This window comes from Sulfurimonas lacustris (assembly GCF_059705355.1).
In genome coordinates, this window is the sequence record NZ_AP046125.1 from 2,026,644 (window position 1) to 2,044,577 (window position 17,934).

Consider the following 17,934-nt stretch of genomic DNA (forward strand, 5'->3'; position numbering starts at 1 on the left):
TCTAACTGTAGTGCATATTAGATTAATTTATACTAATACAAGAGAAATAATAAACAAAAAGTGTTATTTATTTAAAAATCCCATCGATTTTTCACTGTCAAAACTTGCGTCTCGCTCTCTTTTTATCTCTTCTTTAAAATCTTCAAGGCTAAAGAGCGGCTCTTCTCTTATGGCAACTCTGTATGCCGTGTTTTTGATGACAAGGTTTATCTGCCCACCTGTGAGTGAGTATTCTGCAAGTTCATGCGCATCAAAACCCTCTTCATACGGAGCATTTTTTGGAAGCATCTTTTTCCAAAGGGAGAGACGTTGCTCTTTGTTTGGTTTTTTGAACTCTATCTTATAGTTAAAACGTCTTGAAAATGCCTTGTCGATGTTCTCAAGCAGGTTTGTCGTGGCGATAAGTACGCCTTTGAACTTCTCTATCTGCTCTAAGAAGATATTTTGCATCTGGTTGTGCATCTGGTCAGCTCCGCTCACGCCTCCGCTTGAGCGTGCGCCCAAAAACTGGTCTGCTTCATTGAGCAGAAGAATAGGTTCCGACTTTGTTTTTTCGCATAAATCATAAAAAGTGTCAAAAATCTTACGCACATTTTTTTCGCTCTCGCCGACATACATGGAGAGGATTTTGGAGCAGTCAAATGCCAAAACTTGGCGTTTGAGTGATTTTGCAAGAGAGTACGCCGTCATGGTTTTACCCGTTCCCGCCGCGCCGTAAAAGATGATTCTTGCATCAATGCCACTCTTTTTATCTTTGATGCCCCACTCCACAAGTCTATGAACTACCTCTTTGTCAAGCTGGCGCATCAGGTTTTGAAGCGTATCTTCTGTCTCTTTTGCCAAAACCACATCACTGAGCGATGTTTCAGGGTCAACAAGCTCAAAAATATCTTGCTCTTCTATGAGTGAATTTAGCTTTATGCGGCGCACTTTTTTGTTTTTTTGCGGATGGATGATGTTTTGCAAGACCTCATCAACAATGTAAAACGACCGTGAAATCCCTCCAAAAGGGTTAAGCATCTCCTCATAGTCGATAATCCCGTCATTTATGAGACTAGAGCCATCCTCCAAAAGCGAACGGTTTTTGATGCGCTCATACTCATCAAAAGAGATAAGCTCTATAAGCGTGTTCATCTCCCGTAGTGACGCATCTGTCGCACTGTACTCCTCACGCAAAAGTGCAAGAAAAATCACCTGCTCTTTTGCACTCATCTTTTTTTGTTTGAAAAATTTATCGAGTACAAGCTTGCCCGTTGTCTGCTCCACCCTCTCTTCTATGCGCTTTTCAAGGATTTTGAGTTTTGTATGCGCTTGGTCGATGCCTAGAGAGTGTTCATGGACATTGTGGCGGATTGCGCTCATCTTTTGGTAGAGTTCTATACGCAAAAACTGGTCTTGCAGATACTCTAAGTGGTCGCTGTAAGGCTTGATGTCTGGAAGTTCACTCTCAGCCGCACCGTCTTGCAAGAGTTTTAAAAACGACGGAGAAAGCCCAACGGCACTGTTTAATAGTTCTAGCGGTGTCACTTCAGAGATTTTGATGGGTGCAAAACTCTGCTGATGAAGCCATCCAAGCTCCAAAAGAAGCCTTACCTCTTCAAGATGTTTGATGCCCTCGTACTTTTTCTCTCCATAAATCTCTTTGAGCAGGTCAAAAACTACTACATCATCTTCACCCGTAACATACCTTTTTGCCAAAGACTGCAACAGTTGCGCCTCTGTTTTACTACACTTGAGCTGTGCAAAAATCGACGATTTTTCTATCTCTTTTGCTTCTAAAAAATTGATTAACGTTTCCAAATAAGTCCTTAAAATCTATATTCTAATGCTGATGCTATTATCAGCACATTCGCGTTTGAAAATTCGCCGTTAAGCGAGCTGTTTGTGACTTCTCTCTCTTCTCTCATGGAGTAGAGTGCGGCTAAGCCTACGTTTAGCTTCTCATTTATCCGGTATCTTACCCCAAGCGACACCGACACCGAGTCGCTGTCTGGCAGTTCAAAAACAAGCGTTGCCTCTGGTACTGGTGACTCATCTATAACCACACCGCCCATAAGTGTAAGCGCATCAAGCTTTTGTGTTACGCCAAAGCGAAAGGCATTTGTATCTTTCCAGTTTTTGGCGATTGGCGTTCCAAAAACGACATTTGTCACAGGATGTACGCTAGAGCCGTAGTTAAAATCAAGCTCTTTGTACTCTGACCAAAAGTTTTTCTCATAGACAAACTCCAAAGTCGTTTTAGTTGCAAATGTGTAGGCGATTGCGGCATTGAAGAGTGCAGGCACGGGAACACTTACTGAGGCACTGCTGCTTGAAGTATAAGTACCAAGAGGAACACTGCCTCCTAGTGTACCGGTATAAGAGAGCAGCGCATTGCCCTTAACGCTTAAATCCACATTAGAACGGTAAGCGAGTGCAAGCTCAAGTTCGGAAGTAGGCTTATAGGCGAGTGCGAGGTTATACCCAAAGTCAAGAGAATCTCCATCCATGTCACGTGATGCGATGGGCGAAGTGCTTTTTACAACCCCCTCGCTGTAAATAGCTCTTACACCCAAAGCAACGCCTGTTTTTTCGTTGATTTTAAACGCAACCGTAGGGTTTATCTCAACTGTTTGAAGCGTAAATTCCTCAGCAGTGTAGATGGCAGGCGCAGAGTTCCATCTTTTGGAAAGCCCCGCAGGAGAGACCACACTTAGCCCAAAACGCATGCCGTTTACATCTTGCGAGACATAATGAAGCGATGGAACGATAAAATCCTCTCTCTTGGCATTTATGGTTGTTGCCGCACTTTTGTACTCCACATCACTTAAGCCGATATAGAGCAGATTTGCCTCCAAAACATTCTCATTTTTCATAAAAATCATATTTGCAGGGTTGTAGTACGCGCCGTCCGCTCCATTTGAGTGCGCAACAGTGGCAGCACTCAAAGCTACCGAGTTTAGTGAAGTCTCAGGGATTTTGTACCCTCCCGCAAACAGAGCACAAGCCGCCAACGACAATAAAACAAGACTTTTCATACCAAACCCCTTTTTTTATGTTGGTCGATTTTACACAAACTTATTTTATAAAAGAGTAAAGCAGCGCAATCTCATCCGCCCAGATACTCTCGTCAATCGTCTCTAAAATCAGCGGGATGTCATCCATGCGTTCATCATTCATGATAAATTTAAAAGCATCAAGCCCTATCTCGCCTTTGCCCAGTGAGTGGTGTCTGTCCACATGAGAGCCGAATTTTGCCTTTGAGTCGTTGATGTGCATCCCCATAAGGTAGTTAAAACCGACGATTTTGTCAAACTCTGCCCAACTTTTGTCATACGCTTCTCTTGTTCGTATATCATACCCTGCACTAAACATATGGCAAGTGTCGATGCAGACACCCACACGGTTTTTGTCCTCTACTTTGTCGATGATTTGCGCCAGATGTTCAAACCTCCAACCAAGGTTGCTTCCCTGCCCTGCGGTGTTTTCGATGACCATTTTTACACCATTTGTCTGCGCTATGGTTTTGTTTATGGCATCAGCGATTCTCTCTAAACACTCATCCTCACTTATCTTGCCCAGATGGCTTCCAGGGTGAAAGTTGAGCTTCTCAAGCCCCAAAAGCTCACATCTCTGCACCTCATCCAAAAAAGCATCCATCGATTTTGTTCTTGCCTCTTCTTCAGGATGACCGAGGTTGATAAGGTAGGAGTCATGTGGAAGGATGTGACGAGGCAAAATCCCGCTTGCGCTAAGTGCATTTTTAAACTTATCTACAGTCTCATCATCAAGCGGTTTTGCAGCCCACTGTCTCTGGTTTTTTGTAAAGAGAGCAAACGCTTTAGCTCCGATGTTTTGGGCGTTTTGCACCGCATTGAAAACCCCACCGCTAGCACTTACATGCGCACCTACAAATTTACTCATCCAAATCCTTTATACTAAAAATAATCCCATTTGTTCTGTCTTTAAACAAAACAGCATGTGCACTCACTTTGTAGCTGATATCCACCTTGCTATCTTGAATCTTCTGTTCAAACCCATCCGCCGTTTTTTGCATATTTTTTCCATCATAGATAGGGTGGGCGAGAAGAAGATTTTGCATAGTATCTTCAGGGTAAAAGCCACTCAAGTACTCTTCATTGAAAGCACTCTTGCTCTTGCACCCATCACTCACACAAACGAGATGGTTGATAGCTATGCGCTCTATACATTTACCCGCCACAAAAAGCTCCAGTTCCAGCGATTTGTCACTGTTTCTAAGATACCCGACATCAGAAAATTTTATCTTTGGAGATTTGATAGTGATGATTTTTGTCTGCGTACGCTCATAAGTTTTGGTACTACATGCGCTCAAAAAAAGAGCTAAGATAAGTGCTATATATTTCATAAGTGAAATTATAGCGACTATTTATTGCCAACCTATAACAAGCATGCTAAAAATACTTTTCTTTGCAATTTGCCATATTTTTCATATCAATTTGCAAATTATCCTAAAATTGCGTTTATGAAGATACATATAGATATAGACTGTTTTTTTGTCAGTGCCGCACGGATTAAAGAGCCGTTTTTAGAGGGTAAGCCTGTTGCTATCGGCGGACGTAGCGATACGAAAATCTTTAACAAAGATGCAAAAAAGCAGAGCGTAAACTTTGAGAACTCCGGCTCTTTTGTGCCTACTTTTTACAAAACGTATGAAGAGAAGGATGACGACATAGCCTCTTTTATGGATGAAGATGGACGTGTACGAGGCATACTTACGACCTCAAGCTATGAGGCTCGCTCTTTTGGGGTAAAGACTGCCATGACCATTAGAGAGGCGCTGACGCTCTGTCCGCACCTTATCATTAAAGCACCTAACATGTCGCTTTATCAAAAACTCTCACATGAACTTCATCTGTTTTTGCAAAAGAGAATCCCGCTGGTTGAGCAAGCAAGTATAGATGAGTTTTACGGCGATTTAGGCGGCTGGGTGGATGATGAAGATATTCCTAGATTTATCGATGATTTGCGCTTTGAGATAAAAAAAGCCACACAACTTCCCGTCTCCATCGGTGCAGCAAAAACTCGCTATATCGCAAAACTTGCAACGACTTATGCCAAACCATTTGGCTGTAAAGTCGTCTATGAGCATGAACTGGAGAACTTCATAAAAGATATTCCCGTCGGCGCATTTGCAGGAATCGGAAAAAGCATGCAAGAAAAACTTAAAAGTGCACAAATCCATACGCTTGGCGAACTTATGAAAAGAAGAGGAACGTTGGAGTCATGGGGTCCTTATGCAAAAGGGCTTTACGCCAGAGTTTGCGGAGTTAGCGATGATGAGATAGAGACAAAACAGACAAGAAAAAGCATCGGTATCTCACGCACTTTTGACCCGCTTTATGAGAGGAGCGAACTAAGGCGAAGAGTACATATTTTGGCACGCCATCTTGCTTTTGCCATCCTAAAGCTCAAAGTGATTCCGACCGTTTTTCATCTCTCTCTCGCTTATGAGATGCACCAAAAATCACATGCAAATCGAAGTTTATGCGAAATCTTTACCGAGCAGAAGTTCAACATCTTATGTCAAGAACTTTTTTGCGAAGCGGACGTTCACAGGCGACTTCACGTTGTGCGCATCAGCATAAACTGTACTAGTTTTACAAGAGACTCCAAAAAAGAACTCTCGCTTATCGGGTTTGGAGAGGAGCAAAAGATGCACAAACTCACACTTCACATCCACGACATACGTCAAAAATACGGCATTGATATGTTGCAATGGGGAAGTGAATTGTAGAGTTCTTACAAAACTCAAAATATTATGTTAAAATCAACTCATGCAAAAAACAAAACTCTTGGAGCAGTTTCGCTCTTTTTATGCACGCAACTTTCCTGAAGATATGGAGAAGCAAATCGAGTACTTTGCCCTGTTTGGCGGGCTTGGACTGGAGATAGACACTGCTAAAGAGATAGAGTTTCTTATAAAAGAGCATATCCTTGAAAACTACAAAACACTTCATCAAAAGATAAAAGAGCTTACGCTTGCAAGCAGTGAGTGTCAAAGACTACTAAAAGCTCTTGCAGTCGGAGATAGAAAAATCTTCTCAGCTTTTAACAGAGCAGGTCTTAACAACGCAAACGGCGGAAGTGCGCTCAACTATCTTGTGCAAAAAGGGTTGATTCAACTTGAGTTTTCCAGAGAAGAGCCTGCACGAAGCTTAAATCCAAAAGGCAAACTAAAAAGAGAAATCGCACGTTACAGAATCTCGCATAAAGTCCTCTTTACATACCCTTTTATAAGATTTTGGTTCTACTTCATCGCTCCGCACGCAAGAAAAATCGAGCTTGGCGAGTATGAAGAATTTTTCAGAGATTTTGCGTTGCGACAAAACAGCTATACTAGTTTAGTTTTTGAAGAACTCTCCGAAATCCTTCTCAACTACTACCTCAGAGATACCCAAATCCTTAGTTCAGGAAGCTACTGGGATGCAAATGTGGAGATAGATATCTTAACTGTTACGAAAGATGAGAAGATTTATGTTGCCGAATGCAAATGGACAAACCATAAAATCAACAAAAGCGAACTTCATAGGGTAGCGGAAAAGTGCGAAAAACTGGGGATTGAGCCTGCAAAAATCATCCTCTTTTCCAAACGAGGATTTTCAAAAGAACTTTTAAAAGAGGAGGGAAGCAAACTCTCGCTCTTTTGGGCAAAAGACTTTGAAGCACTTCTCAAAAATCCAAAAAAACACTCCCTTATAGAGCCACTGTTTTAGCTTACACGCAGTGCGGTATATGCCTCTTGTAGCAGCTGAAATTTCTGCGTATAGTGTTCTATCATATATGGGGCTTCATGAATTATCTTGTCCGGATGGTACGCTTTTGCTAGTTTTTTATAGTTCTGTCGCAATGCATCTTGACTAGCACCGATAGGGCACTCTAAAATCGTGTAGAAGTAGTTGCGCTCTCTATCCTCTTCCTCTTTACAGAGATTGCCAAAACTGTAGTGCGCTAGGTCGCTATAAAGCTTGCTTACAAAACGGTTATCATACGTATAGTTGATTTGGTAGTGCAGGATATTGCGTTTGTTAAGCGCTCTGTTTAGCCTCTCTTTTGCTCTATAGTCAGAGACATCAAGCACTAAAGAGACATCCGTTCCTTTTTGAACATAGACTTCAAGTTGGGAGCGAAGATAGTTGACAACCCACGAGTTTGGGCGATCAAGCGTCATCAAAACTGTATATTTGTCATAAGCATAAAGATTGACGTTAATGGTTTCTGGAGCTTGAAGTTTGTCTAGTTCTATCTTGATGGGCTGGTTTCCATATTTGAGCATGGAGCGTAGGAAAAATTCGTGAGAAAAGTCGTGTTTTGCAGCGTGGTACTCACTAAGTTGTCTCAAAAACTCTTTTCTTACCTCTGTAAGTGTCTCGTTTCTAAAGACCAACACCGCTTTTGGCAAAAAGAGCATGCCGCGCGTATGATGGTGCAAAAACTCCCTCATCCACGCAGTGCTTAGCGTATCAAAGTCCGTCGTGATAAGAATAAGATTATTGCGTAAAACAATCTCCATTGATTCTAACCTTTTTGGAGTAATTTTACCTTTTAAAGCAAATAGAGTTCCAAAAAGGAAGGAAGAAAGAAAAAGAACTACTGCATCGCTGCTGCTAAAGCATCCACAAGAGCGGGAGATGTCTTTGTTTTTGCATAGTCTAAAATCGTATTTTTAAAAGGTGCAATCATAGAAGCATCCATGCCAAGCACTTTAAACTGTTCTGCAACAGGTGTTTTGTTTGCCAAAGGCGTTACAGCATAACTAGCATCCAAAACATTGTCTAAAGCTGGAGCATCTTTGAGAAGTTTGTCAAAATCTGCCATTTCCATCTTGTTTTTTGCACTACCAAGAAGCGCTGCACTTCCGCCAAGTGCTTGTGTCGGCGTCACACCTAAAGAACTAAGTGAGCCCAAAATCGGGTTTGTTTGCGAAGTAGGCGCTTTTGTTGCCCCTTGTACCGCTGCTGCAGCATTAAGAGCTGTTCCCAAATCCAAAGCCGCTACTTGTGTTACCAAACCTAATGTTACTATCGTACTTACAACTATCTTTTTCATCAATTTCCTTTTTAGTGTTGTTTACAAACCTCTGCATATGCCGAGGGTTGTCTATCTCTTATAAGTCCCCAGTAGTGTCGTTGCTTCTGGTTCTCCACAATGTCAAAATCGGCAAAAAGTATCTCTTCTTTATCTCTTGAGGCTTCAGCGATTTTTGCGCCCGTGTAGTCTGTAATGAACGATGAGCCGTAAAAGTTCAGCGTACATGTTTCGCCTCTCTCTTCGCCTATGCGGTTTGCAACAACGACGGGAACGGTATTTGTTGCGGCATGACCCATCTGCACTCTTTGCCAATGTTCTTTGGAGTCAAGATGGATTTCAGGTTCGCTTCCGATGGCAGTCGGATAAAAAATAATCTCCGCACCCATCAGCGTTAAAGCTCTTGCTGTTTCGCAAAACCACTGATCCCAGCAGATACCCACGCCTATCTTTGCATACGCTGTGTCGTAAACTTTGAAGCCTGTATTTCCAGCTTTGAAGTAGAACTTCTCCTCATACCCTGGACCATCGGGAATATGCGTTTTACGGTAGTTATCCATCACGCTTCCATCTGCATCGGCAACGACTAAAGAGTTAAAACACCCCTCATCGCTCTTCTCAAAGTAGCTGATAAGAATAACAACTTTTAGCTCTTTTGCAAGTGCGCTAAAACGTGCTACAAGAGCATTTCCCTCAAGAGGCGTTGCCCATGAGAAGTACTTCTCATCCATATCTTTACAAAAGTAGTAGCCTTCAAAAAGTTCAGGCAAAAGGATAATTTGTGCGCCACCTTGTGCCGCTTCACGCACCATCATTTCAGCTTTTGCTACATTTGCAGCTTTATCTTCGCTCATTTGCATCTGAATCGCGCTTACTTTTACCATCTTGCTCTCCGCTAAATCAACTTTGCTTTTTCGATTTTTTTTCTCTCAACACGCATACGGTCTTGAAATTTTTTGCTTCTGTCTTTTGCAAAAACCTGCATATCTTCTATCTCGTCCATCTCATCGACTATCTCAACACCCAAAAGTGTCTCAATCGCATCTTCAAGCGTGACAACACCGGAAGTCTGTCCGTAACTGTCAAAAACTACAAAAAGGTGTGTTTTTTTCTTGACAAACATATCTATCAAGTTTGGTACAGGTATATTTTCTGAAACCATATGCACCTCATGAGAGATACTCTCTAGGGTAATCTTGTCGTTATCTTCATTGCTCTCTTCAAGAATCCTTTGGTTAAAAACGATTCCGATAACATCATCAAGCGTATCTTTATAGACCGGAATACGAGAGTGTATATACATACGGTCATCTTCTACCGCCTCTTCTATGGTCGTAGATGCAGGCATAGAAAAGACAACACTTCTTGGAGTCATGATATCTTTGGCTTTTATATTTTTAAGCTTTAAAAGATTTTCTATAAGGTCACTCTCTTTGCTAAGAATAGTTCCCTCTCTCTCTCCCATTGCGACAACCGCCATAATCTCATCTCTTGAGAAATTGCTCTGATGTTTTTTATTTCTAGAGATAAAGTTTGTTAGAAACGATGAAACCCATGTAAAAGGAGTTGTGATAACAACCATAAAAGAGATAACATGAGCTGCAGGAACCAAAAGCTTCTTCCAGTAAAGCGCACCAATGGTTTTAGGAATAATCTCTGAAAGATATAAAATCAACAGTGTCACAACAAAAGCTACAAGAGCTTGCCACTCTTCACCAAAAAGAATCTGTGCCTGTGCACCAACACCTGCTGCACCCATAGTATGCGCAAAGGTATTTACGGTAAGGATGGAAGATATCGGTTTGTCAATATTTGCTTTTAAGTTTTTAAGCTTATTTACAAGTGTTTCATCATGATCTTTGGACAAACTCTCGATGTAAGAATTGGTGCTTGAGAGTAAAATTGCCTCTAAAACAGAACAGAGAAACGAGATAAGAATGGCGATTGAGAGATAAATTATCAGCAGTGTCATAGAATCGCTCCTATGCAAGAAGGGTTAAAACTTCGCGAGGCTGGGTCGCTTTGGGTCATTAGAAATTTCCTTTGGATTTTTTAGAAAAAGATTATAGCACAATTAGATTACTACTTGGTTTCATAGGGTATTTGAGCCTCTTTAAGAAGAGGCTTTTTTATACTTGAGCGAAGAGTAGAGTGAAAGAACGATAAATGCGATACCGATGAGTCCTGTAAATAGCTCAGGGATATGAAACTTCATGCCAAAGAGCATGATAAACGCCAAAATACCGATCGCATAGTGTGCGCCGTGTTCTAGGTAGATGTAGGAGTCTAGTGTCTCTTTTTCGACTAAGTAGATAGTCAAAGACCTTACAAACATCGCTCCTATGCCAAGTCCTACCATGATGATAACGATATCTTTTGTGATAGCAAATGCACCGATAACACCGTCAAACGAGAAAGAGGCATCTAGCACTTCAAGGTACAAGAAACCGCCTATACTCCCCTTTTTCACAATATCTGTAACAGAGGTATCACTCTCCTCTTTTTCTAAAATATGCCCGATAATATCAACGCCTACATAGATGACGATTCCCCAAAGCCCCGCTACAAGAACAGCGAGTTTATGTGCTTCGTCCACGAAAGAGCTAAAAGAGAGCAAGACAACTAAAGAGATAAAAATGGAGATAGCTTCTATCTTACCCAAAAGCCCAAGCCTCTTTTCTATAACCTCAAACCAGTGAACGCTCTTCTCCTCATCAAGCATAAAGTTGAGAAAAACAAGAAGCAAAAACATCCCTCCAAAAGCCGAAATCTCGGCATGATGGGCTATGAGTTTGTTGGAGTATTCGCTCGGGTTGTCAAGCGCGAGGTTCCAGACCTCCAAAAGAGACAGATCGGCCGTTTGACCGACGATAACAAGCGGGAAAAGTAGTCTCATACCAAAGACCGCCACCAAAATACCCACCGTCAAGAAGAGCTTTTTCCAGTACTCATCCCATGTTTTTAGGATGGAAGCGTTTACAACGGCGTTATCAAAAGAGAGGGAAACCTCCATAAGGCTTAAAATCACAGCAATCATAACAAGGTTGAGCGCATTGACCCAACCTCCGAGTTTATACCCCCACCACGCAGCGATAAGAAGCGCAAAAAAGGTAAAAATAAAAGAGAATCTAAAGTGTTTCAAACAGTCTCCTAAGACAAATAATTTCGCAATTCTATCTTGATTTAGTAATGAACGGCAAGCCAGAGAGTCTCTTCATCCGGTTTTGTCCATGAAACACGATGTTTTTGATGTGCGGGGATGGTAATGTAGTCGCCCTCTTTCATCCTCACATCGTCCCCATCAAAAAAGGAGAGTACCGCTTCGCCTCTAAGCACCATTACCCACTCATCTCTGTTTTGGTCGTACCATTTGTCTGGTGGTGTTGTGTGTCCATAAGAGATGATACGCTCTATCTTCATGCCACGCGCAACGACAATCTCCTCAAAAAATTCATCAGGAAGCGATGCTGGGATGTTTTTGAAGATATTGTTCATGCGAAACAGGCACTTACGTAGCCCACAACTCTGCTTGTATCATCACTTGCATCTGCACTTGTTCTGTGGTCAAGGATATGTGGATGTAAGCCGAGTTTTTTGGCACTCAGGAGCATCGCTTCTACTCCTATGCGTCCGCACGCCTCGCAGCCGTTATGAAGCAAGCCAACATCCAGCTCTTTTACCGCCTCCAGACAGATAGTATCAAGCTTTAATGCCTCTTCTAGTGCATAAAAATGGCTCAAATCAGTGCTGATAATCACGCCGACATCCTCTTTGCTTAAGAGAAAATCGACTATTTCGCTAAGCGCGTGTGGGTTCATGTGGGAGTACACGAGTTCAAGAAGAGAAGCCTCCTCGAAATAGTATTTTATAAAGGGGAACTGCACCTCTGTACTATGTTCCGCGTGTGCTTCAAGATGACAAAGAAGAGAAAATCTCTCTTTGAGGCTTTGTGAGAGCTCTGTTGCGGCGGTTATGGAACCAAATGGGGTGTCGTACGCACTAAAACCACAAAGACTAACCCCCTCGTAAGCGACTCTATGAGAAGGACCAATGACAACGAACGTTTTAATACCGCTTTTTTGTAAAACCCTGTAAGCGATATTTGCAGTGTAACCTGAATAGACATACCCCGCATGTGGCACAATCACCGCTCTGCTTTTAACATCAGGCAAGAGAGATACTTCATCATACATCTTGCTAAAATGCTCAAAATATCGCTCCAACTCCAACGCTCTTGATGGATAGAAAGTACCGCTGACACTCATCTCTCGTCGCATAAAATCTCCTTCTCTACAACGCTTCGATAGCATCAAAACTATCTTCTATCGCCTCTACACGGTATCTGTAGATAGAGGGATGCTCCTCAAAAATGATGGGACTTAGACCCGCTTTCATGCAGAGATGCTCCAAAAACTCTTTTGGCGATTTGAGCTCCTCCCATACTTGGGGCAAAAATGTCCCCTGTTGTCCTTTGTGGTTCAAGATAAGCCCATCGATGTCTGGCACGACTTTTTGGAGCAAATCCTCAAAGTCATCATACTCTAAGAGCTGAGGCACACTCAAAACAGAGACCTCAACGGAGATATTTGACAACTCTCTCTCATGCAGAGGATGAAATCTTGGGTCTTGAAATGCCGCTGAGCATGCATTGGAAATCACATCTTCAAGAAGCGTTCTGTGCGCCACAAGAGAGCCTATGCAGCCTCGCAAATGGTGGTCATACTTGAGCGTTACAAAAGTAGCACCCTGCTCCTCTAAAAACGGATAAGCCTTATAAAGAGCTTCTTTGTCTATCTTGTAAAAGGTATGAAACCTCTCAAGTATCGCAGTTTTTGCGATTTGCAGCAAAACGGGGTCAAGCATCTTTTCTCCTTTAGCGCACTATCTCTTTGAGTGCATCTTCAAAACGTTCATACTCAAAAACAAATCCATGTTCCGTGAGCCTAGATGGGTAAATCTCTTTTGAGTCAAGCATAACTGCCGCACCTTCGCCAAAGATAAGCTTGAGTACAAATGCAGGAAGAGGGAAGAGTGTGGGGCGATGCAATACTCTTCCCATAACTTCCGTCTGCTCTTGGTTGCTCAGCGGATAGGGCGCGCAAAAGTTGACAGAGCCACTCATATCTGGCGTTTTAATGATGAACTGCACCGCTTTTACCAAATCGTCAATGTGTATCCACGAAACCATCTGCTCACCGCTGCCCACTTTACCACCTAAACCAAACTTAAAAGGTGGAAGCATTTTTTGAAGTGCGCCGCCCTCTTTGGCGTAAATGACGCCAAATCGCATCTGCACATTGCGCACGCCAAACTCACCTGCTCTTGCCGCTTCTGCCTCCCAGTCTTTGCAGATATGCGCCAAATAATCATCCGCAAAATCAGTCGAATCGTCATCATGCACCACATCTGAGGCATAAATCCCAACCGCTGAAGCGTTTAAGAAGAGTTTTGGCTTCTCTTTGCAAAATCCTATGGCATCGACAAGCTTTTTTGTCGTGTCTATGCGGCTCTCATAAAGCGTTTTTTTATACGCATCACTCCAGCGTGCCAAAATCGTAGCACCGCTTAGGTTTATCAAAATATCGCACTTCTCTATCTGCGCCGCCACATCCTCGGCACTCACACCGCCTCTGACGTTGACACCCACGACATCATTGTGCTGTGAAGTAAAATAGCTCTCAAGCTTTGAGCCAACCAACCCACTCTTGCCACAAATGGCGATTTTAAGTCTATTTCCCGATGCCATGCCGTACTCCGTTTTTGATATTTACGTAGATTATAAATCCACTCTTCTAAAGCGGAGCTTATAGTTCTAAAAGCACGGTATCTCTTGCCGTTACTTCAAGTTTCCTGCACGCACTCTCAAATGCCATGCTCTCCCCGATAACGATACAGCGGTGTTTGGCTCTCGTGATAGCGGTATAGATAAGCTTTGTGTTATGCATGATAAAGTGCGAAAAGCTCATGGGAATGACAACGATGTCATACTCCATCCCCTGCACCTTATGGATGGTAAGCGCATAGGAGAGCATAAGATGACTTTTCAACTCTTCATACTCATAAACAACCACTACATCCTCGTTTGGGTAAAATACGAACACTTGTTCATCTTCTTCCTCTATCTTAAAAAGAAGTCCGCTCATACCGTTAAATATACGTCTTTGTGCGGCATCTTCGCCGTTTTTGTACCCCTCACTACTCCATGAAGTCATATTTTCGTTTTTGGTATGCACCACTTTATCCATAAGCCGAAACTCTACGCCACCTTTTTTTACGCACTTTTTAGGGTTTGGGTTGAAGTACTCCTGCAAAACTATATTTAAGTTGGCTGCCCCCAAAGTGCCGCCTTTCATTGGGGTAATGACCTGAAAATAGTTGAGATACTCTTTTATCTGCTTGTTGTTTAGTCTGTATCTTGCTTTTGCTATCGACTCCACAACTTTGTGGGCGATTTGCGCTACGATTTGCGCCGAGTTCTCTTCCCTGAACTCTTGCAGCTCTTTTTGAGTGAGTTGGTTTTTAAGCGCATAGTAGTTTTGCATGGAGATATCTATAAACTCAAAATCCTCATACTCTCTTTTATACTCAGGCACAACGCCCGTTCGCACATCGTTTGCGATAACCGTTATGGCTTTGTCTTCACTCTGCCTGTAAATCTTTGTCAGTTTTACTATGGGTGCAAGAGAGAGCGTCAAAACATCGCTTAAAATATTTCCCGCACCGATGGGAGGGAGTTGTGCATCGTCGCCGACGACTATAAGTACCGCATTTTTACTCACTTTTCTTATCAATCTTGCAAATAAAGAGGAGTTTATCATAGAGGCTTCGTCTATCAAAACAACCGAGTATGGGAACTCATCTCTCTCTTCAAACTTTACCAACAAAGACTGAATAGTCGCACTCTCGTAGCCCGTCGTATCGGCGATGCGTTGCGATGCTATACCGCTAAGAGCGCAAGTAATAATCTCTTTTTTGTCGTACTTTGTATTTAAAAGGTTGAGGATGGTTCTGGATGTCGTACTCTTTCCCGTTCCCGCGTAACCAACCAAAAAGAGCAGAGATGCGCCGTCGTTTATCTTTTGCACTGCCTCTTTTTGCTGCTCGCCGAGTTGCAGTTGGCTCTCTTTTAAAAATGCGTCAAGGTCTTTCACAAAACCGCCGTTATCCAGCTTTGCTCTTCGCTTAAACTCATCATACAAAAACTTCTCCGCATCGTAAAGCCGTGCGGGAGAGAGGCGGTTATTTTTCATCAAAACGATGCTTCCCTCGCTTACCCTCTCCACTAAAATCGCCTCATAGAGGTAGTTTTTGTCACTAAAAAGTAGCAGCGCATCAAGTTCGCCAAAAAGTATCTCTTTTGCCACGCATGAGTTGCCTTGCTGTTCGCAATAGTTTAAAAGCAGATAGTCCATAGCCGAGCCTATGCGGTTTTCATCATCCCTTTTTACGCCCATCTTGAGTGCGAGTTCATCGGCTCTTTTAAACCCAATGGAGTTGATGGAGGTTAAAATATAAGGGTTGTTTTTTATCTTCTCACACGGCGCATCCACGTCACGCATCGCCGTTGCAATGGTTGTCAAAAGTGCGGCAGAAACATCATAAGGTGCAAGAAATTCGCCGATGTTGCGCATGGAACGAAACTTTTTCCATGAAGTTTGTATCTTTTTAAGCTTCTTCTCTTTGATACCGCTAAACTCCAAAAGCCGCTCAATGTCATTGTCCAAAACCTCAACAAGCCCCTCATTTCCAAAATGCTCTATAAGCTCGGCGGTAAGCTTTTTTGTAAACCCTTTTATGATTTTGTTTAAAAAGAAAAAAAGCTCATTTTGGTTCACTTTTATCTGCTCGAACTTAAAAGTTTTTCCATACTTTTTATGCTCTTCCCACTCCCCTTTGAGCGTAACGGCACTATCTTTTAAGTGTGAAACCGCGCTCTCGTAGTAAGAGCCGCTTATCTTCTCGCCGCTCTTTAAAACGGCTATAAAAAAAGCCTCTTCTTCAAAAAGGATTTTGTCAATCTGACCTAAAAGTGTTTGGTGCAACGCTTCTCCTTTTTCATCGTATCTGCATAGAGCCGTAGTGCTTTTTTTGTCATGGAAGAGACACCAAGCGAGGCAAAGTCCGACGCATCGACCCACACAACCTCCCCGAGTTCATGTATAGCAACACGATAGAGATAGATATGCAGACGGTATTTTGTCACACTATGCCTAAAACTCCCCACCAAAGCCTCTTCTCTGCAAGCACGCTCTTGCAGCGGAGGAAGTGTGAGCATATCTTTGTACATGCCCCCATCTGAGTGGCACATCGCCACCTTTGTTCCATCCACGCACATCCCAAAAAAGAGATTTTTCTCGCTATAGTTTTTCTTTTGTGTTTGCGTATAAGCCTCTATCTCTTTTACCGCTCTGCACGACGTCTCAAGCGGACACGCATGGCAAAGCGGCGCTTTTGGCAAGCAAACGAGCGAGCCCAAATCCATAAGCGAGAGGTTGTGATGCGTCGGGGAAGTTCTGTTTAAAAAAAGCTCCGCCGCCTCCCACAACTGCGCCTCTTTGGCTTCTTTAAGCCCAAAATAGCGCCTAAGCACACGTGCAATATTGGTATCGACCACACCCACCGCATCGCCATATCCAAAACTACACACAGCATGCGCCGTGTATCTGCCCACCCCTCGAAGCTGTAGCAACTGCGCAATATCACGAGGCAAAACACCCCCACAAAGCTTTGCACTCTCATGAAGATTTTTGGCTCTTCTGTAATACCCAAGCCCGCTCCAAAGTGCAAAAACCTCCTCCAAAGGTGCATTTGCAAGTGCTTCAAGCGTAGCAAATCGCGCTAAAAAAGGAAAATAGTACTCCTCCAACACCCGCTTTACCTGCGTCTGCTGTAACATCACCTCACTCAAATAGACATGATAAACATCCGAAGCATTCCGCCAAGGCAGGTCATGCCTACCGTTTTTTTTATACCACAAAAGAAGTGATTGATGCACACTATGAAGATTTTTTGGTTGCAAAAATGGTTCCTTTGTTGGCAAAAAGAGTTGTTTTATAAAAAGTGATTTTACAAAAAATATGCCCTACTTAAGATAAAAAAGCAAACCTACATACTCACCTAAAATCAAGATACCTTTTTATGCTACCATCGCAGTTCATTTACTTAAAGGATAAACTATGCAAAACAAAACAATTTTAGTAACAGGTGCAAACGGTGGACTTGGAAATGCTTTTATAGAGGCTCTTTTGGAACAAAATCCAAAAAAGATATACGCGGCAGCAAGAGATATAAAGACGCTTGAGAGTTTTGAAAATAGAGACAGTATTGAACTCTTAGAACTTGATATCACAGATACTTCTTCACTGCAGGCTGCAAGAGAGAAAGCCAATGATATAGACGTGCTGATCAACAATGCGGGAGTAAACTCAAATGGAAGAATTTTTAGCACAAACTCCAATGATATGGATGTAAACTACAAAGGGACGGCAAATCTTTGCAAAAGTTACTTTGAGTACGCCAAAGAGCATAAGATGCAAATCATCAACATCTCATCCATCGTAGCACTTTGCAACCTCCCCATCATGGCTGAGTACTCCATCTCAAAAAGCGCGCTTCACTCCTTTACACAAGCCCTCAGAGCAGAGTTTAAAGCCTACGGAAGCGAAGTATATGAGGTTTTTCCAGGACCAATTGACACAAGGCTAACCAAGGGAGCCGACATGCCAAAAGCAGACCCAATGGATATAGCAAAAGAGGTCTTAAAGTGTGTTGCAAAGAGAGAATTTGAGATATTCCCAGATGGCTTTGCAAAGATGATACAAGAGAGACTTATAGCCGACCCACAAGGGGTAGAAGCGGATTTTGCCATGTCAGTAGCAGGTTAAGGTT

Annotated in this window: 18 protein-coding genes; 3 read left to right on the plus strand and 15 right to left on the minus strand. The window is 42.6% G+C overall.

Going from position 1 to position 17,934, the window contains the following annotated elements:
- Positions 1-63: 63 nt before the first annotated feature.
- The 4 genes from AC6H4V_RS10515 to AC6H4V_RS10530 are packed head-to-tail and all read right to left on the minus strand — an operon-like array spanning position 64 to position 4,366.
- Positions 64-1,800 carry an ATP-binding protein gene (locus AC6H4V_RS10515; RefSeq protein WP_497606797.1) on the minus strand — a complete coding sequence of 579 codons (1,737 nt, stop codon included), beginning with the start codon at positions 1,798-1,800 and terminating at the stop codon, positions 64-66.
- Between the two features lie 8 nt (positions 1,801-1,808).
- Positions 1,809-3,017 carry an OmpP1/FadL family transporter gene (locus tag AC6H4V_RS10520; protein WP_497606798.1) on the minus strand — a complete coding sequence of 403 codons (1,209 nt, stop codon included), beginning with the start codon at positions 3,015-3,017 and terminating at the stop codon, positions 1,809-1,811.
- Between the two features lie 40 nt (positions 3,018-3,057).
- The gene (gene nfo / locus AC6H4V_RS10525; RefSeq protein WP_497606799.1) at positions 3,058-3,903 is read right to left on the minus strand and encodes a deoxyribonuclease IV; all 846 of its coding nucleotides are present in this window, start codon (positions 3,901-3,903) and stop codon (positions 3,058-3,060) included.
- Positions 3,896-4,366 carry a hypothetical protein gene (locus AC6H4V_RS10530; RefSeq protein ID WP_497606800.1) on the minus strand — a complete coding sequence of 157 codons (471 nt, stop codon included), beginning with the start codon at positions 4,364-4,366 and terminating at the stop codon, positions 3,896-3,898. Before AC6H4V_RS10530 ends, nfo begins: the two co-directional genes overlap by 8 nt.
- Positions 4,367-4,483: 117 nt before the next feature.
- On the opposite strand from AC6H4V_RS10530, the gene AC6H4V_RS10535 reads away from it, so the two are divergent.
- Positions 4,484-5,755, plus strand: a complete 1,272-nt coding sequence (locus AC6H4V_RS10535) for a Y-family DNA polymerase (protein WP_497606801.1) — start codon at positions 4,484-4,486, stop codon at positions 5,753-5,755.
- Between the two features lie 40 nt (positions 5,756-5,795).
- Positions 5,796-6,734 carry a DUF234 domain-containing protein gene (locus AC6H4V_RS10540; protein WP_497606802.1) on the plus strand — a complete coding sequence of 313 codons (939 nt, stop codon included), beginning with the start codon at positions 5,796-5,798 and terminating at the stop codon, positions 6,732-6,734.
- On the opposite strand, the gene AC6H4V_RS10545 is transcribed toward AC6H4V_RS10540, so the two are convergent.
- From AC6H4V_RS10545 to AC6H4V_RS10595, 11 genes are all read right to left on the minus strand, one after another.
- Positions 6,731-7,531: a J domain-containing protein gene (locus AC6H4V_RS10545; protein ID WP_497606803.1), complete on the minus strand. Its 801-nt coding sequence runs from the start codon at positions 7,529-7,531 to the stop codon at positions 6,731-6,733. The two genes, AC6H4V_RS10540 and AC6H4V_RS10545, sit on opposite strands and share 4 nt — an antisense overlap.
- A gap of 77 nt (positions 7,532-7,608) precedes the next feature.
- Entirely contained in the window at positions 7,609-8,067 is a 459-nt protein-coding gene (locus AC6H4V_RS10550) for a DUF2780 domain-containing protein (RefSeq protein ID WP_428730607.1), read from the minus strand.
- Between the two features lie 11 nt (positions 8,068-8,078).
- Positions 8,079-8,930, minus strand: a complete 852-nt coding sequence (aguB, locus tag AC6H4V_RS10555; protein ID WP_497606804.1) for an N-carbamoylputrescine amidase — start codon at positions 8,928-8,930, stop codon at positions 8,079-8,081.
- 11 nt (positions 8,931-8,941) lie between these two features.
- A complete protein-coding gene (locus tag AC6H4V_RS10560) occupies positions 8,942-10,018 on the minus strand; it encodes a CNNM domain-containing protein (protein WP_428730609.1) in 1,077 nt (358 codons plus the stop codon).
- 141 nt (positions 10,019-10,159) lie between these two features.
- Positions 10,160-11,188: a DUF475 domain-containing protein gene (locus AC6H4V_RS10565; protein WP_497606805.1), complete on the minus strand. Its 1,029-nt coding sequence runs from the start codon at positions 11,186-11,188 to the stop codon at positions 10,160-10,162.
- A 41-nt stretch (positions 11,189-11,229) separates the two neighbouring features.
- Positions 11,230-11,541, minus strand: a complete 312-nt coding sequence (locus AC6H4V_RS10570; RefSeq protein WP_497606806.1) for a cupin domain-containing protein — start codon at positions 11,539-11,541, stop codon at positions 11,230-11,232.
- Complete coding sequence (gene amrB / locus AC6H4V_RS10575; protein ID WP_497606807.1) at positions 11,538-12,323, minus strand: AmmeMemoRadiSam system protein B; 786 nt, start codon at positions 12,321-12,323, stop codon at positions 11,538-11,540. Before amrB ends, AC6H4V_RS10570 begins: the two co-directional genes overlap by 4 nt.
- A 13-nt stretch (positions 12,324-12,336) precedes the next feature.
- Positions 12,337-12,909: an AmmeMemoRadiSam system protein A gene (gene amrA / locus AC6H4V_RS10580; protein ID WP_497606808.1), complete on the minus strand. Its 573-nt coding sequence runs from the start codon at positions 12,907-12,909 to the stop codon at positions 12,337-12,339.
- A 10-nt stretch (positions 12,910-12,919) separates the two neighbouring features.
- Complete coding sequence (locus AC6H4V_RS10585; RefSeq protein ID WP_497606809.1) at positions 12,920-13,792, minus strand: TIGR01777 family oxidoreductase; 873 nt, start codon at positions 13,790-13,792, stop codon at positions 12,920-12,922.
- Between the two features lie 58 nt (positions 13,793-13,850).
- The gene (locus AC6H4V_RS10590) at positions 13,851-16,088 is read right to left on the minus strand and encodes an AAA family ATPase (RefSeq protein ID WP_497606810.1); all 2,238 of its coding nucleotides are present in this window, start codon (positions 16,086-16,088) and stop codon (positions 13,851-13,853) included.
- A complete protein-coding gene (locus AC6H4V_RS10595) occupies positions 16,070-17,065 on the minus strand; it encodes an A/G-specific adenine glycosylase (RefSeq protein WP_497606811.1) in 996 nt (331 codons plus the stop codon). Before AC6H4V_RS10595 ends, AC6H4V_RS10590 begins: the two co-directional genes overlap by 19 nt.
- Positions 17,066-17,222: 157 nt before the next feature.
- Between AC6H4V_RS10595 and AC6H4V_RS10600 the strand changes: the two genes are divergently transcribed.
- Complete coding sequence (locus tag AC6H4V_RS10600; RefSeq protein ID WP_497606812.1) at positions 17,223-17,930, plus strand: SDR family NAD(P)-dependent oxidoreductase; 708 nt, start codon at positions 17,223-17,225, stop codon at positions 17,928-17,930.
- Positions 17,931-17,934: the final 4 nt, after the last annotated feature.

What these genes read in the sequence shown, in the direction of transcription:
- AC6H4V_RS10530 (WP_497606800.1), bottom strand. Translation starts at nt 4,366, where the DNA reads ATGAAATATATAGCACTTATCTTAGCTCTTTTTTTGAGCGCATGTAGT.
- AC6H4V_RS10540 (WP_497606802.1), top strand. Translation starts at nt 5,796, where the DNA reads ATGCAAAAAACAAAACTCTTGGAGCAGTTTCGCTCTTTTTATGCACGC.
- amrA (WP_497606808.1), bottom strand. Translation starts at nt 12,909, where the DNA reads ATGCTTGACCCCGTTTTGCTGCAAATCGCAAAAACTGCGATACTTGAG.
- AC6H4V_RS10535 (WP_497606801.1), top strand. Translation starts at nt 4,484, where the DNA reads ATGAAGATACATATAGATATAGACTGTTTTTTTGTCAGTGCCGCACGG.
- AC6H4V_RS10550 (WP_428730607.1), bottom strand. Translation starts at nt 8,067, where the DNA reads ATGAAAAAGATAGTTGTAAGTACGATAGTAACATTAGGTTTGGTAACA.
- AC6H4V_RS10570 (WP_497606806.1), bottom strand. Translation starts at nt 11,541, where the DNA reads ATGAACAATATCTTCAAAAACATCCCAGCATCGCTTCCTGATGAATTT.
- AC6H4V_RS10600 (WP_497606812.1), top strand. Translation starts at nt 17,223, where the DNA reads ATGCAAAACAAAACAATTTTAGTAACAGGTGCAAACGGTGGACTTGGA.
- AC6H4V_RS10585 (WP_497606809.1), bottom strand. Translation starts at nt 13,792, where the DNA reads ATGGCATCGGGAAATAGACTTAAAATCGCCATTTGTGGCAAGAGTGGG.
- amrB (WP_497606807.1), bottom strand. Translation starts at nt 12,323, where the DNA reads ATGCGACGAGAGATGAGTGTCAGCGGTACTTTCTATCCATCAAGAGCG.
- AC6H4V_RS10545 (WP_497606803.1), bottom strand. Translation starts at nt 7,531, where the DNA reads ATGGAGATTGTTTTACGCAATAATCTTATTCTTATCACGACGGACTTT.
- AC6H4V_RS10520 (WP_497606798.1), bottom strand. Translation starts at nt 3,017, where the DNA reads ATGAAAAGTCTTGTTTTATTGTCGTTGGCGGCTTGTGCTCTGTTTGCG.
- aguB (WP_497606804.1), bottom strand. Translation starts at nt 8,930, where the DNA reads ATGGTAAAAGTAAGCGCGATTCAGATGCAAATGAGCGAAGATAAAGCT.
- AC6H4V_RS10560 (WP_428730609.1), bottom strand. Translation starts at nt 10,018, where the DNA reads ATGACACTGCTGATAATTTATCTCTCAATCGCCATTCTTATCTCGTTT.
- nfo (WP_497606799.1), bottom strand. Translation starts at nt 3,903, where the DNA reads ATGAGTAAATTTGTAGGTGCGCATGTAAGTGCTAGCGGTGGGGTTTTC.